Genomic DNA, 14,585 nt, shown 5'->3' on the forward strand with positions numbered 1-14,585 from the left:
GTTATGGTCAAAGTGTTCGCAGTAATGGCTTGTATGTTGTTTTTGCAAGGTTGTGTACACAAGATCGTCACCGTTCCTGTAAAGATTGCGTATAAAACCACAAAAGGCGTGGTGAAAGGAACCGCAGCGGTGGTTGGTGCTGTTATCCCAGATGGGGATGATGAAGACAGCGAACATAATGATAAAGATAAAAAAGATTAGTTAATTTCTCATGCGCAATGAAGTACTGCATGGTTATTTAATTCACCATAGAAAATACCGTGAACGTAGTCACATTGTGCATTTATTTACCCAAGAGCATGGGCGAGTTGATGGTATTCTAAGGCAAACCCCGCCGCCACAATATCAGCCGATTTGTTTACAAGCTTCGGGTAAATCTGAACTCAAAAATTTTACAAAACTTGAAATTGTCAATCAGCCGATTTTTTTCTTCGGGGATGCTTTTTTTTCAGGTTTTTATCTCAACGAGATTCTGCTCAGACTATGTCCGCTCGAAGTACAAATGGAGCAAAGTTTTGCTCAATATGCACATACGCTAACGCAATTACAACAACTGGCGCAGCAAGCAGATCCCAATCAATTTTTAAAACAAATTCTAAGACAGTTTGAGCACGAACTACTGGAAGATTTGGGCTATGCCTTAGATTTTTCGACCGATGCCAATCAACTAGAAATTCAAGCATCACTCAACTATATATTCCAGCTGAATGAAGGCTTTATTCCTACTGCACAAGCTTCACGAGCGACCTTAAATGGACAGCAAATTTTAAGCATGTGCCAATATGAAAGGGGTAGGGATTTTAGTTTGGAACAGTTACAATTGCTGACCAAGCTGTATCGACAAATGATCAGTTCATTGTTGGGCGATCGACCCTTAAAAAGTCGTCAGTTGTGGATTCAGAACACTCAAACTCAATCGTAATTAGGAAATGAATATGGCTGCATTACTTGGTGTAAATATTGACCACGTGGCAACTTTACGACAAGCGCGTGGAACGTCTTATCCTGATCCAGTCAATGCAGCACTGATCTGTGAGCAAGCAGGGGCGGAAGGGATTACTTTGCATTTACGTGAAGACCGTCGTCATATTCAGGACGATGACGTGCGTCGTATGCGGCCAGCGCTTAAAACACGTATGAATTTGGAGTTGGCAGTCACAGATGAAATGATTGCATTTGCTAAAGAAATTAAACCGCATCATGTGTGTTTTGTTCCTGAAAAGCGCCAAGAGGTGACGACTGAAGGTGGTTTGGATGTGGTTGGGCATTTTGACGACGTTAAAGCGGCAACTCAAGCCTTGTCCGAGATTGGCTGTGATGTATCCTTGTTTATTGATGCTGACTTTGCACAAATTGATGCAGCGGTTGCTTGTGGTGCACCAACCATTGAAATTCATACAGGCGCTTATGCTGATGCAGAAACACCTGAAGCTCAGCAACATGAGCTTGAACGTATTGTCAAAGGTGCCGAATATGCAGCATCGAAAGGTTTAGTGGTCAATGCTGGGCATGGACTCAACCTTGCAAATGTAACGCCAATTGCGCAAATTCCACAGATACACGAATTAAATATCGGTCATTCCCTAATTGCCGATGCTATTTTTGTGGGCTTGGAACAAGCCGTGCGTGAAATGAAAGCAGTGATTAAAGCTGCACGTTAATTTTAAAGTTTTTAAGATTTGAATATGTCGAATATCAATTATGATGAACTCATGAAGCCCGTCATGGATTTCTTGGGCTGTGAAACACCTAAAGCTTGGTTGACTGAAGCACTGAATAATCTTGATGTGCTGATGCAAGACCACGCGAATTGTGAGAAGAAAGCAGCAGGTACAGCGATGAACCTGATGTTTCGTTATAGCTTTTTTACCGATTTGCAGGTCAAGCTTTCACAACTTGTTCGTGAAGAAATGCTGCATTATGAGCAAGTGCTTGAATTTATGAAAAAGCGCGGGCTAGAGTGGAGCAATCTGAGTGCTGGTCGTTATGCGGGTGGTTTACGTAAAGAAGTGCGGACTTATGAGCCTGAGGCTTTAATTGATATTTTAATCATTGGTGCCTTTGTAGAAGCACGTTCATGTGAGCGTTTTTACGCGTTAGCACCTTTGGTGGATGATGAATTAGGTCGTTACTATCGCTACCTGCTGAAGTCTGAATCACGCCATTTTGAAGACTACTTGGCTTTGGCCCTAGAGGTTGCGCAAACAGGTAAATTGAAGAATCCGAAAGAAGATATTCAAGCTCGTATTGATCATATCCGAAATGTTGAAAAAGAGCTGATTAGTACGCCTGATGATGTGTTCCGTTTCCATAGTGGAGTGCCTGCGGAAGTGGCTTAGGAATAAAGAGGGTGAATGCTACAGTTTGTAAACTGTTAAAAATTTACAGATTCTCAGTGTAGATAGCCCTGACTCATTAAAAAGCCTAATCTTTATCGATTGGGCTTTTTAATCAAATAGGGGTGGATATGATGTATTGAAAGCTTTAACTCCTTTCCATAAAATCGCAAAACATGAGTCAGCGGAATGAGTTATTAGAGTAGGGATGCTTAGGGACTTTGACGATGACTCATTGTACTTTTTTTCATATTTTCCGCGCTTCACCATTGCAGCTCATGAAAAAATGTTGCATCAGAAAGAGTATTTTGCAAAATTTCAGAGACATGACTTAATTGTGTTGAAAGATCTATTTTCTTAAAAAATATTTTTTAATGAATGGTTGTGATAGGTGAATAAAAATTAAAAATCAGCTGTCATTTTGCTCATAGCGATTACATCCAATAAAAATATCTGTATAAACAGGATCACTAAAACTAAGCTGGTATTTCCAATCTTTTTGTCCTTCCCATTTTTTCATTTCAGTTGCTGTGATCGGGAAGTGATCTGAACGAACATCCATATGTGTTTTAAATGTGCCCATGACTTTTCTTGTGAATCATTTTTTAGTGTTTTTAAGATAAGCTATTTTTCTAGAATGGTTTAGTTCCGGCTTTCTGTTGAACTTAGCTGGAGGATTTACACCTTAAGCGGTAAAACTTTTAATGTGTAGAAAAGAAGAAAGCCCACAACTTATAGTGTGAGCTTTCTTGAATTTGGCTCTCCAACCTGGGCTCGAACCAGGGACCTGCGGATTAACAGTCCGTCGCTCTACCGACTGAGCTATTGGAGAATCTGCATGCGATTATAAGGACATTTCATAGTGGGTCAAGTCTAAAATGTCATGTTGCTGTGATTTTTATATTGGATGCTTTTTATTTGAACAAAAAAATCATTTTCAAAAAAAATCGTATTGAAGTGCTTGCAATGTTGAAAAGTCGTTGATAGTCTGACTTTAACAACAGAGCGTTTAAGTGAAAACTTAAACAGTGTGGATTTATAACCAACTTGCCAGCACTAAAATGGCTAAACAGGAGAAAGCGAATGAATACGCTTACTATTTCCGATATTTTTGCAAACCTAGCTGATTATCAAGATCAGTATCTTTCTATTATTTCAAACCCTGAACAATACTATACCCCTGTAGAGTCAGCCTATATTGATGTTTGGCCTGTCGGTTGTACAGACTTGTATTTGGGTGATTTATTACAACTTTGGTTTAGTGAGCGTTGGCTGGTCAACAGTCCTTGTCAACTGCTTTCCGCACAATCAACGAGTACTCTTAAAAAAACTGTGAAGCGAGGGCATGATCTATATTTGTATCAGTTGTCAGGCAGTGCTTTATCAGGCAGTAATCGTTCAAAAGTCTGGTCTGCTGCTGAAGGTAAAAGTTTAGAGGTGAGTTTAGACAGCGCATTTAAATACTATTGTATTTATAAAGGAGTTGAGCGTCCTGATGCCTCAAAATTGCAGACGCTGAAGACGTTTAAAACCGCAATTTGATCTGTCATGCTGAAGTAAAGTTTACTTTGGCGTAAAAAAGGCACTGAAATTTATCAGTGCCTTTCGTTTTTAGGAACGAATAATCATACAGGTGGCTGTGGCATGGGCGTAGAGTTTACCATCTTCATCTACAATTTTACCTTCAGAAATACCTAATTTCTTACTGATGTTGATCACGCTGCCGATGGCAAGCAGTTCTTTGTCTCTTGGAATCGGTCAGTACATTTTAATATTCAGATCAATAGTGCCATAGCCAACACCAGCTTCAAGCATAGTATGTATGGCACAACCCGTCACTGAGTCGAGTACTGTTGCTGCAAAGCCACCATGCACGCCACCAAGCGGGTTTAAATGACGATGATCCGCTTTTGCTTTAAAGCTAATTTTCCCTTCAGAAACTTCAAAAGGCTGCATGGGAATGGTTTCACTGATACTTGCGGGTGGAATTTTTCCTGTACACATGGCTTCTAAGAGTTGTAGTCCTGTCATTTCTTTGGGATTCATCTTGTTCATTCCTATATTTATCTGTGAGTTTCTTTTTGGAAATTTTTATCTAATTAAACAAAATTCAGTCTTCTCCTGAATATTCAGCTTTGGATTGATCAGTACAAAATCAACGAAATCGTAATCACGGATGGAGCTCATGCTGTGAACATATTGTAGGGAAAAGATTTAGGATTATTCATTTTGATAATTTGAGTGTTGATAGAACGGAGCAGCCTAGATGTGATCATTGTTTTAATGTGGTGCACAAAATTTATACACTCTTTTGTTTTTTATTTATATATAAGATAAACAAGGTTTTAGTCATTTTATACAGTCTTCACATGAAGAAGGAACTCACAATGAACGTGTCCTGTTTATGCGGTAAAACTAAGTTCCAAGCCGCACTCAAAAATCATGATGTGCATGCTTGTCATTGTTCTATGTGCCGCCAGCAGTCGAGCGGGGTACTCATGAGTATTGATGTCGAACCCAGTAGTTTAAAGTTTGACAATCAAGAATATTTAAAATTATTCAAGTCGTCGGATTGGGGGGAGCGTGGTTTTTGTAGCGAATGTGGCACGTCACTTTTTTGGCGAACTCAGGACGGCAGCTATTGCAATATTAATGTATTTGCGATGGAAGAAGAGCCAGAAGATTTAAAACTTACAACAGAAATTTATATTGATAATAAGCCTGATTTTTACCAATTTAAGTATTCTACAGAGCAGCTCACAGAAGCGGATGTGATTGCTTTATTTTCACCAGATGATGCCAAAAAATAAGGTATTCAGGTTGAATCATCTGAGTTACACATCGAGATTATTGATAAATTGCATGAGAAAAACTCTCTAGATTTAATAAGATATATTCGATATATCTATGCAGGCTGTTGAATAAGGATGCTCAAACATGCTGCTTAAAATTTCCATTGCAATGTTGGCCTTTGCAGCCAATTCGGTGCTATGTCGTTTAGCGTTGGCTGAGCAGCAGATTGATCCGATGAGTTTTAGCTTGCTTCGGGTCTGTAGCGGTGCAATGGTGTTATTTCTACTGTATATGCTTTCTACTCATAAGGCCAAAATAGAGTGGAGTGTAAAAAACGGATTTTTTCTTGCCTTATATATTATGGCTTTTTCGCTGGCCTATTTGCATATCGATGCGGGTGTAGGTGCATTACTACTGTTTGGGACAGTGCAGTTAAGCATGGTCAGTTATGGCCTGTGTCATGGTGAAAAAATAAATTTGCGACGCGGGTTGGGGTTATCGATTGCTATTTTAGGTCTTTTGATTTTATTGCTTCCAGGGGCTTCGGCACCCCCTTTGGATTATGCTGCATTGATGGTGTTTTCAGGCATAGGTTGGGCGATGTATAGCATTGCAGGTAAAAATATGCATAATCCACTGGCCAGTAGCTTGGCAAATTTTGTAGTGGCGATTCCTTTTGTTGTCTTGGTCTATTTATTTTTTTACACACAGAGTTTTATGCAGCCAAAAGGTATGCTGTTGGCGCTCTTATCTGGCGGTTTGGCATCGAGTGGGGCATATGTACTTTGGTATGCCATAGTGAAGAAAATTGATCGGGTCACGGCCAGTAGCGTGCAATTGTCCGTGCCGTGTTTGGCGATTCTGGGTGGGGCATTGTTTATTGGGGAAGCGTTGAGTTTCCGAATCATTATTTCTGCGACGATTATTCTGGCAGGCATTGCCTTGGTGATTTCGGCGTCATCTAGCAATAAAGACGCAGATACCATAGATTCTGCTGGTACTAGACGTTTGTAAAATTATTTAAACGGCTTAAGAGCAATTTTTTCAGATTTGTTTAAAAATAAAAAACCCGCGAAGTTCGCGGGTTTCTCTAATTTAACTTTAAAGGGTTAAATTATTTTTCAGCAGCAATTGCAGCAATCGCAGCATCTACGCCTTCGATTGAATCAGCCGCTTTCTTGATACGTGCAAGCGCATCTACAAGTACTTCATCAGCAGTTGCATAAGAAATACGCATGAAACCGCCTAAGCCGAATGCATCTCCAGGAACTACAGCAACGCCAGTTTCTTCCAATAACCATTCAGAGAATTCTGTGCAAGACTTTAAGCCTTTCGCACGAATTAATGGACGGATGTTTGCATATGCATAGAATGCACCATCAGCAGGTAGGCAAGAAATACCCTTGATGTCGTTCAAACCACTAACAACTAAGTCATGACGACGTTTGAATGCTTCAATCATTGGCTCAAGAACGTCTTGAGGGCCATTCAACGCAGCTTCAGCAGCAACTTGTGAAATCGAAGTTGGGTTTGAGGTTGATTGCGATTGGATTTTTTTCATTGCGCCAATAAGCTTTGCAGGGCCCGCTGCATAGCCAATACGCCAGCCAGTCATTGCATACGCTTTAGACACACCGTTTAACACGATTGTACGGTCATAAAGGTCTGGTGCAACTGTTGCGATATTGTAGAATTCGTCATCCCAACGGATTGGTTCGTACATATCATCAGAAGCGATGTAAACTTCAGGGTATTTACGAAGAACGTCAGCCAAAGCTTCTAATTCAGCTTTAGTGTAGATCATACCTGTTGGGTTTGATGGACTGTTTAAAACCACTAAACGAGTTTTGTCTGTGATCGCGGCTTCAAGTTGAGCAGGTGTGATTTTGAAACGTTGTTCTTCACCACATTTTACAATAACAGGAACACCTTCAGCGATAATTACCATATCTGGGTAGCTTACCCAAAATGGTGCAGGGATGATCACTTCATCACCTTTGTTTAACAAAGCTAATGCTAAGTTAAAGAATGACTGCTTGCCGCCACAAGAAACCAAAATTTGGTTTGCAGCATAATCAAGGTTATTGTCACGCTTGAATTTTGCAATAATCGCTTTTTTAAGGCCAGGCGTACCATCTACAGCGGTGTACTTTGTGAAACCGTTGTTAATCGCTGCAATTGCTGCATCTTTGATGTGTTGTGGGGTGTCGAAGTCAGGTTCACCTGCGCCCAAGCCAATAACGTTCTTGCCAGCCGCTTTTAATTCAGCAGCTTTGTTGGTAACAGCAAGAGTTGGGGACGGTTTGATGGCATTCACACGATCAGAGAGACGTACGTCCACGGCAGTATTCCTTCTTATAGGGTTTAAAAAAATAAAAAGCACACTATCTTAGCTTAAAAAACTCAAGCAAGGCGTTTAAAAACACAGATTTTGTGCAAAAAACATAAAAAAATCCAATTTTGAATTAATGATTTCAAAAATGTACAGAATTAGGAAGTTTCTCGCATCTTTATGAAAAAAACTTTAAAATAAGCGCAATTTGATGAGAGTGATGGTCATGAGTAAGCAACAGCCTACTTCAAAAAAACCTTTGGTGAATCTCCCATTCCCAATGCCAAATGCAGAACAAAGTGCTGACGATGTTGCACATAATCAGGTTCGTCCAAAACCTGAACAGTATGCAGATCGTACTTGGATGCCACCACGTGGTACCCGTCGTTCAATGGGTAAACGTTAATTCGCTATTGATATAAAAAAGCGCCCTGTTTAGGGCGCTTTTTTATTGATCATTCGCTAGGTTCTAATTGCTAACACGTCGATCATTTTCTGCATAATAGGTTTTTTTGTGTTCATACATCGCAGTGTCGGCACGTTTAAGCATATCTTCAACTCGCTCATTTGGGTGGCTGGTGGCAGTGCCAATCGACACACTAATCGGTTGATGATTGTTAAATTGGTTATCGACCATTAAAAGCTCATGCAAACTTTCAATACAGTGGTTCAATGCGGCTTCATCTGCGGCAGGTAATAGCACCACGAACTCATCCCCACCGATCCTTGAAGCAGAGTATTGCGTGTTTTCAATTAACTGATTCAGGGTATTCCCCATACGGCGTAATAAGCTGTCACCTTGGTCATGACCAAGGTTGTCATTGATAGCTTTTAAGCCATTCATGTCTAGGAAAATACAAGACACAGGGCGCAGGTTATTGCGCTCAAGTCGGTTGATTTCTGCGCTATAGAAAGAGCGGTTATAAAGTTTGGTTAAGACATCATGTTTGCCTAAATACTCAAGATATTTTTCGGCTTTTTTACGTGCAGTAATATCGGTGAGTGCTAGTTGAACCATACCCCAATCGTCTTCGAAGCCTGGAAACACGGCAAAATGTAACAGCACATGGCGAATACTGCCATCGAGTGCGTAATTGATCGCCTCGCAGTTATGTTGAATATTGCCATCCCACAGTTCGAGCAGCTGATGTCGAAAGGTCTGTTGGGTTTCATTCTGAAAGACTTTATGCAAATTTTTAAGTAAATGGTCTTTGTCACGTGCCGCAAACAAATCGAGTGTGGCTTGGTTGACATCGGTAACCATGATGTCTCTGAGACATTCGTTAATAAAGTCATTATGGACATCAAGGAACGTTTTAAAGTCTCTGATCCCTAAACGACGTAAATGATCTAAACGTGCTTTGACTCGGCTAAAGTCCTCAACCCAAAGCGAAGTAGGCGAATATTGAAAACGTGCTTCAGCAATTAAACGACTTTTTTCTTCTAAACGTTGTGCATTGGCATAAGGCGTGATGTCTTCCGTGGTGATCAGAACCAATGAAAGATCGTGTTCATGACCGGGAAGTACTGTTCCGCGCAGTCGAATGTCAAGGCGATGACCTGTAAGCGTATAGTTTACAGCAGTATTTTCAAATACGGTCTCACCATTCCAAAGTGCGACCAGCTCATTTAAATGAGTGCTTGACATATCTGCTTTAAAAATTTGCGCAAGGTTTGCAGTTAAATCTTCAAAACTTTCGGCTTCAAATTGTTTTAAGGTTTGCGGGTTGACATGCAAGACTTTAATTTTATGCGCACAACTTAAAATACGTGATTTGTCTTCCAACAGAAAAGACGCAATATCTTCAACACCTTCACTCCGCCAAAGATTGAATTGTTTTTGTACTTCGCTAAAGTCTTCTAACCACATGGCAATGGGAGATAATTCAAAAATAGGAGAGTCCAATAATTGCATTTATATCTCGTTTTTATGTTGGAATTTAAAGCAGTATAAGCGCTAAAAAAACTTTTTAAAATAATGTGATAAAAAGTTATTTTTAAAATTTATGTGAGTTTATGGAGGGATTTAGTCAAAAAATGCATAAGCTCCATTGGTTTTGGGGCTTAAAAAGCGTATATGCTGATATTGATAAGAGCGAAATGCCTTGGTAATATCCCCATTTTGTCGTAGTTGGCGATTGGGAAGATTCAAAGAACTCTATTATTTTCAATTAAAAAAGCCAATCTGATGGATTGGCTTTTTGAAAAGATTCGGGCTTAACGTGAGGCTTTTCGCGCACGATGTTCGGGCTTCGGCGGTGCGATTTCTCGTGTGCCTTGCCAAACCTCAATGAAGTCTTGCTCATTGATATTATAAAGTTCCAACAGCGCTAGAATGGCACCACCAAAAAGCATGCGTCCCTCAGCATTGGTCTCAAAATCAAATATCTTCCCAGACAGCGCATGTAAAATATCTTCAATCTCAAAAACACGATCGCGACCATTACTGTCGGTTGGATACATACGTGTGTTGAGAATAATTTTGGCTAAACTTTTTTCATTATCGGTTAAGGCCAAATGTTGAATCAGCATGTCATCATTTTGAGTGCTGAAAATCACGGCATCATTAAAAATAGTATGCAAAAACTTTTTACTTAGACGTGGCAGTGTTCTTTCCACAAATGGGCGAAATGATGCGGGGAAAATAACATTATGAGAAATGCCTTTAAACATCGGGGCAATTTCTTCAACTTTATAACCCGCAATACCGCAGCCTATAGAGGTTAGAAAGTAAGTCATTTTAGGGTGATTTTTAGTATAGATTTTAAAGTCATCAATATAGTGTTGAATTTGCGAGAGCGGCATTTGCTGTAAGTGTTCGTTCATAGTGGGAATGGCATAACTTTGCCCTGACCAACCACGTCCGACGCCTTTTATTGCGCCAAAGTGTTCAAGTGCAGTTCGGGCAGCACCATCCGCATGTTGACCTGCCATGTTACTACCAAACACAAATACGGTATGTTCATCTAGGTTTTTGACGATGCTTTCGTCATGATATTGGTAAGTCATAGGCTCTGATTTTTCGCTCTTCTTCACTTCATGTTGCCTTTGAAATACGGGGGGGGCAAGTAAAAAATCTTTGTAATCTTTTCAGTAAATTACATTAAAAATCTAAAAGCAGGAATTGCTCTGGATTGAATCTGTTAAAATAGTCGGTTGAAGAAGCAAATCTTGAGATATGTCTGTGAGTGAGAAAAAACCTTTTGATTTAGTCACCAATTACCAACCCGCAGGTGATCAGCCGCAAGCCATCGAAAAGCTTGTTGCTGGAATAGAAAAGGGCTATCACGACCAGTTGTTACTTGGGGTTACGGGTTCTGGTAAAACCTATACCATGGCCAACGTGATTGCGCGGACGCAACGTCCGACCATTGTCATGGCGCATAATAAAACCTTAGCTGCACAGCTTTATGGTGAGTTCAAATCTTTCTTTCCGAACAATGCTGTCGAATATTTTGTTAGTTATTATGATTATTACCAACCTGAAGCCTACGTGCCATCTTCAGACACATTCATTGAAAAAGATTCAGCGATTAATGACCACATTGACCAAATGCGTTTATCTGCAACACGTTCGCTCTTAGAGCGTCGAGATGCAATTATTGTTGCTTCAGTTTCTGCTATTTATGGTTTGGGTGACCCTAATGCTTATATGAGCATGTTGCTGCATATTGTACAAGGTGATCGTATCGCACGTGATGACATCATTCGACGTTTGGTGGAAATGCAATATAACCGTAATGAGCTTGAGTTTTTACGCGGTACCTATCGTATCCGCGGTGAAATTATTGATATTTTCCCTGCGGAATCAGACCAGCATGCGATTCGGATTGAGTTGTTTGATGATGAAGTCGATTCGATTCGTTGGTTCGATCCACTGACAGGCAAGTTGGTGCGTAAAGTCCCGCGCGTGACAATTTACCCAAAAAGTCACTATGTGACACCGAAAGATAATTTAGAGCGTGCCATCGGCACGATTCGTGAAGAGTTAAAAGAGCGCTTAGGTTTCTTTCGTGCACATGACAAATTGCTTGAAGCACAGCGAATTGAGCAACGTACCCGTTATGATTTAGAAATGATGCAGCAGTTGGGTTATACCAACGGTATTGAAAACTATTCACGTCATTTGTCAGGTCGCCCTGCGGGTGAAGCACCGCCGACCTTGTTTGATTATGTTCCTGACGACGCCTTGCTGATTATTGATGAGTCACACGTGACTGTGCCGCAAATTGGCGCGATGTATAAAGGTGACCGTTCGCGTAAAGAAAACTTGGTGAATTATGGTTTCCGTCTTCCTAGTGCTTTAGATAACCGTCCAATGCAGTTTGAAGAGTGGGAGCGGATTACCCCAGCTACAATTTATGTCAGTGCAACCCCAGCCAAATACGAGCTTGAAAAAGCCCAACAAATAGCTGAGCAGGTGGTTCGTCCTACAGGGTTGATTGACCCCGAAATTGAAGTGCGTCCAGTATTGACTCAAGTTGATGATGTCTTATCTGAGATCAATATCCGCAAAGGTCTAGACGAGCGTGTTTTGGTAACCACCTTAACCAAACGTATGGCAGAAGATTTAAGTTCGTACTTAAAAGAGTATGGAGTCAAAGTTGCCTATCTGCACTCAGATATTGATACCGTTGAACGGGTGAAAATTATTCATGACTTACGTTCAGGTGTCTACGATGTCCTCGTCGGGATCAACTTACTACGTGAAGGCTTGGACATGCCTGAAGTGTCTTTGGTGGCGATTTTGGATGCGGACAAAGAAGGTTTCTTGCGTTCTGAGCGCTCTTTGATTCAAACCATTGGTCGTGCAGCACGTAATGTAAAAGGCAAAGCGATTTTATATGGTGATCGGATTACCGATTCGATGCAAAAAGCCATCGATGAAACAGCTCGTCGTCGTGAAAAACAAATGGCCTTTAATGAGCTGCATGGCATTATTCCGCGTAGCACCATCAGACAAAATAAAAAGGATATTGATACAGGTGAAGTGCTGACAGATGATCAAGTTGAAATTGGTATCACTGATCAACACCAAACGCTCAGTGCAGATGAGCGGCACTTGCTATCCGATCCGAAACTTCTTGCCAAGCACTTAAGCAAGTTAGAAAAAGAAATGTTAAAAGCTTCTAAAGAGCTACACTTTGAGCAAGCTGCACGTCTGCGAGATGAAATTTTGCGCTTAAAAGCACAACTTCTAACCTAAGTTGCATTTACATAACGCTACAGTAATTTGGGCAGAAAGCATTATTTTTTAAAGAGATGTTTATTTTTAGATCATAAATTCTGAAATATTAAAGGTACAGTTTATGTCTGCAAATCTTCCAAAGGCGGGTTTTACACTTGCCAAAATTGCTGTTGGTGGTGCTGTTTTAGTCGGGTTAGGCATGGCAACCATGGCTTATGCCCAGAGTAAACCCTTAGCTGTGGTGGATAAGGTTGAATTAGACCGTTATTTGGGTGTTTGGTACGAAATTGCACGTAAGCCCATGTACTTCCAAAATAAATGCGGAAGTAATGTCTCGGCTACTTATACCCTGAATGAAAATGGCAATGTGACTGTTGATAACCGCTGTTATGTTCAGGATGGTAAGCTGATGCAGTCCATAGGTGAAGCATTTGTACAAAACCCACCTTTTAATAGTAAGTTGAAAGTGAGTTTTTTACCTGAGGCGGTGCGTTGGTTGCCTGTGGCACGCGGGGATTATTGGATTTTAAAAATTGATGATGACTATGAAACGGTTTTAGTGGGTGAGCCACGCCGTAAATATATGTGGGTGCTTTCTCGCTCACCTCAACCAGACCAAAAAGTCATTAATGAATACTTAGAATATGCAAAGTCAGTGGGTTATGACTTGAATGATCTGATTCATACCAAACAATTGCAAAAATAAAATCTATTAAGCCTTGAAAGCCATGCTGAAGCATGGCTTTTTTAGTTTCATATACGTATTTTAAAACTTGAATAATAAAGCTTTATACAGTCGAACGCTTTATAATAGGCGCCTATTAAAATTGTGTAAATCAATGTGGAGTGAAGGATGTATAAAGGTGTTGCACTATCGGTTTTAGCATCCGTCACTTTTGGGGTTTTGTATTTTTATACCTTTTTTTTAAAGCCCTTAGATAGTGAGCAAACTTTTGCTTGGCGTATGCTTTCGACCTTACCCTTTTTAACCGCATTCATGTGGTGGAGTGGCGATTTAAAACTCATTTCGGAGTTGTTTAAGCGTATGTTTAAACAACCTTGGATGATTGCTTGGTTATTGTTTAGTTCGGTTTTATGTACCACGCAGTTGTGGCTATTTTTATGGGGGCCCATGAATGGTCGTGGTCTACAAGTATCACTCGGCTATTTTTTACTGCCTTTGGTCATGGTGTTGGTTGGTTGCATCCTTTACAAGGAAAAACTATCCCGCTGGCAAATGGCCGCGGTAGCCTTTGCTGTGCTTGGGGTGGGACATGAAATTTGGCGTATTGGTAGCATGGCATGGGAAACGGTTTATATCGCTTTGGCTTATCCTTTGTATTTCTTCCTGCGCCGTGTTTGTAAAACGGATCATTTGGGTGGCTTCTGGTGGGATCTGTTTTTAATTTTACCTGTCGCATTTTATTTGGGCTTTGTGCATAGCGATAGTTTGGCTTTGATACAAGAGTTTCCACATCTGATTTTGGCGGTCATTGGACTGGGTTTCTTAAGTGCAATGGGACTCGGAAGTTATATACTCGCGAGTCGTTATTTACCTTTTGTGATCTTTGGTTTGCTGAGTTATTTGGAGCCTGTTTTACTGGCGGGAGCATCAGTTGCCATGGGAGAGCGTATAGAGGCGGGTGAGTGGTTTACCTATATTCCAATTTGGTTCGCAGTCTTATTACTTATTATTGAAGGTGTGTTGCATTTATATAGACAGCAACAAAATAAAAAACAGCTTGAACGAAATATTGAGCATTTTGAAAAACAGCAAAATTCAGACTAATTTGATGATGTTCGGAGCTGTCATTGCGCTGGAATTTGGGCGATAAGCAAGTTCCTGATTTGTTTATTGCCCTTTAAGAATAGTTGACTGTTTGATAAAACATCATTTGTGTAACTGTTTATTTTTTTATCTAAAAAAATATTTTTC

At 40.4% G+C, this 14,585-nt stretch carries 15 protein-coding genes, 1 tRNA gene and 1 pseudogene; 11 read left to right on the top strand and 6 right to left on the bottom strand.

All coding sequences use genetic code 11. From position 1 onward, the window contains the following. Positions 1-3 precede the first annotated feature (3 nt). From ACG9ZB_RS05645 to ACG9ZB_RS05660, 4 genes are read left to right on the top strand one after another with little or no spacing between them, the layout of a single operon-like run. A complete protein-coding gene (locus tag ACG9ZB_RS05645) occupies positions 4-201 on the top strand; it encodes an NF038104 family lipoprotein (protein WP_005399691.1) in 198 nt (65 codons plus the stop codon). Between the two features lie 10 nt (positions 202-211). After that, positions 212-922 (top strand): DNA repair protein RecO, encoded by a 711-nt coding sequence (gene recO, locus ACG9ZB_RS05650; RefSeq protein ID WP_419324720.1) that lies wholly within the window; start codon positions 212-214, stop codon positions 920-922. 13 nt (positions 923-935) lie between these two features. After that, the gene (gene pdxJ / locus ACG9ZB_RS05655) at positions 936-1,661 is read left to right on the top strand and encodes a pyridoxine 5'-phosphate synthase (protein WP_419324722.1); all 726 of its coding nucleotides are present in this window, start codon (positions 936-938) and stop codon (positions 1,659-1,661) included. A gap of 24 nt (positions 1,662-1,685) precedes the next feature. Further along, a complete protein-coding gene (locus ACG9ZB_RS05660; RefSeq protein ID WP_419324723.1) occupies positions 1,686-2,339 on the top strand; it encodes a tRNA-(ms[2]io[6]A)-hydroxylase in 654 nt (217 codons plus the stop codon). A 406-nt stretch (positions 2,340-2,745) separates the two neighbouring features. Here ACG9ZB_RS05660 and ACG9ZB_RS05665 read toward each other — a convergent pair whose 3' ends face one another. Then, on the bottom strand, positions 2,746-2,919 hold the full coding sequence (locus ACG9ZB_RS05665) for a hypothetical protein (protein ID WP_419324725.1): 174 nt from the start codon (positions 2,917-2,919) through the stop codon (positions 2,746-2,748). 173 nt (positions 2,920-3,092) lie between these two features. Further along, positions 3,093-3,168: transfer RNA gene (locus ACG9ZB_RS05670), tRNA-Asn, on the bottom strand. Positions 3,169-3,419: 251 nt separating this feature from the next. Between ACG9ZB_RS05670 and ACG9ZB_RS05675 the strand changes: the two genes are divergently transcribed. After that, positions 3,420-3,878 (top strand): hypothetical protein, encoded by a 459-nt coding sequence (locus ACG9ZB_RS05675; RefSeq protein ID WP_419324727.1) that lies wholly within the window; start codon positions 3,420-3,422, stop codon positions 3,876-3,878. 69 nt (positions 3,879-3,947) lie between these two features. On the opposite strand, the pseudogene ACG9ZB_RS05680 reads toward ACG9ZB_RS05675, so the two are convergent. Next, a pseudogene (locus ACG9ZB_RS05680) lies at positions 3,948-4,382 on the bottom strand (PaaI family thioesterase). 341 nt (positions 4,383-4,723) lie between these two features. On the opposite strand from ACG9ZB_RS05680, the gene ACG9ZB_RS05685 reads away from it, so the two are divergent. Next, positions 4,724-5,146 carry a GFA family protein gene (locus tag ACG9ZB_RS05685; protein ID WP_419324729.1) on the top strand — a complete coding sequence of 141 codons (423 nt, stop codon included), beginning with the start codon at positions 4,724-4,726 and terminating at the stop codon, positions 5,144-5,146. 127 nt (positions 5,147-5,273) lie between these two features. After that, positions 5,274-6,143 (top strand): DMT family transporter, encoded by an 870-nt coding sequence (locus ACG9ZB_RS05690; RefSeq protein WP_419324731.1) that lies wholly within the window; start codon positions 5,274-5,276, stop codon positions 6,141-6,143. Positions 6,144-6,243: 100 nt separating this feature from the next. Here the strand turns inward: ACG9ZB_RS05690 and ACG9ZB_RS05695 are convergent, their stop codons facing one another. Further along, positions 6,244-7,470, bottom strand: coding sequence for a pyridoxal phosphate-dependent aminotransferase (locus ACG9ZB_RS05695; RefSeq protein WP_419324732.1), 1,227 nt, complete (start codon positions 7,468-7,470; stop codon positions 6,244-6,246). Positions 7,471-7,687: 217 nt separating this feature from the next. Here ACG9ZB_RS05695 and ACG9ZB_RS05700 point away from each other — a divergent pair, with 217 nt between their 5' ends. Then, positions 7,688-7,867, top strand: coding sequence for a hypothetical protein (locus ACG9ZB_RS05700; protein ID WP_004693646.1), 180 nt, complete (start codon positions 7,688-7,690; stop codon positions 7,865-7,867). 63 nt (positions 7,868-7,930) lie between these two features. On the opposite strand, the gene ACG9ZB_RS05705 is transcribed toward ACG9ZB_RS05700, so the two are convergent. Both ACG9ZB_RS05705 and ACG9ZB_RS05710 read right to left on the bottom strand, forming a co-directional pair. Beyond that, the gene (locus ACG9ZB_RS05705) at positions 7,931-9,376 is read right to left on the bottom strand and encodes a diguanylate cyclase domain-containing protein (RefSeq protein WP_419324734.1); all 1,446 of its coding nucleotides are present in this window, start codon (positions 9,374-9,376) and stop codon (positions 7,931-7,933) included. 302 nt (positions 9,377-9,678) lie between these two features. Next, positions 9,679-10,470, bottom strand: a complete 792-nt coding sequence (locus ACG9ZB_RS05710; protein WP_058869426.1) for a hypothetical protein — start codon at positions 10,468-10,470, stop codon at positions 9,679-9,681. A gap of 175 nt (positions 10,471-10,645) precedes the next feature. On the opposite strand from ACG9ZB_RS05710, the gene uvrB reads away from it, so the two are divergent. The 3 genes from uvrB to rarD all read left to right on the top strand — a co-directional run bounded on the left by uvrB (position 10,646) and on the right by rarD (position 14,438). After that, the gene (gene uvrB, locus ACG9ZB_RS05715; RefSeq protein ID WP_419324736.1) at positions 10,646-12,667 is read left to right on the top strand and encodes an excinuclease ABC subunit UvrB; all 2,022 of its coding nucleotides are present in this window, start codon (positions 10,646-10,648) and stop codon (positions 12,665-12,667) included. Between the two features lie 103 nt (positions 12,668-12,770). After that, positions 12,771-13,355 (top strand): lipocalin family protein, encoded by a 585-nt coding sequence (locus ACG9ZB_RS05720; RefSeq protein ID WP_419324738.1) that lies wholly within the window; start codon positions 12,771-12,773, stop codon positions 13,353-13,355. Positions 13,356-13,502: 147 nt separating this feature from the next. Next, positions 13,503-14,438, top strand: a complete 936-nt coding sequence (gene rarD, locus ACG9ZB_RS05725) for an EamA family transporter RarD (RefSeq protein ID WP_419324740.1) — start codon at positions 13,503-13,505, stop codon at positions 14,436-14,438. The last annotated feature ends 147 nt before the right edge of the window (positions 14,439-14,585 follow it).

The organism is Acinetobacter johnsonii (assembly GCF_048551975.1).
Lineage (GTDB): Bacteria > Pseudomonadota > Gammaproteobacteria > Pseudomonadales > Moraxellaceae > Acinetobacter > Acinetobacter johnsonii_A.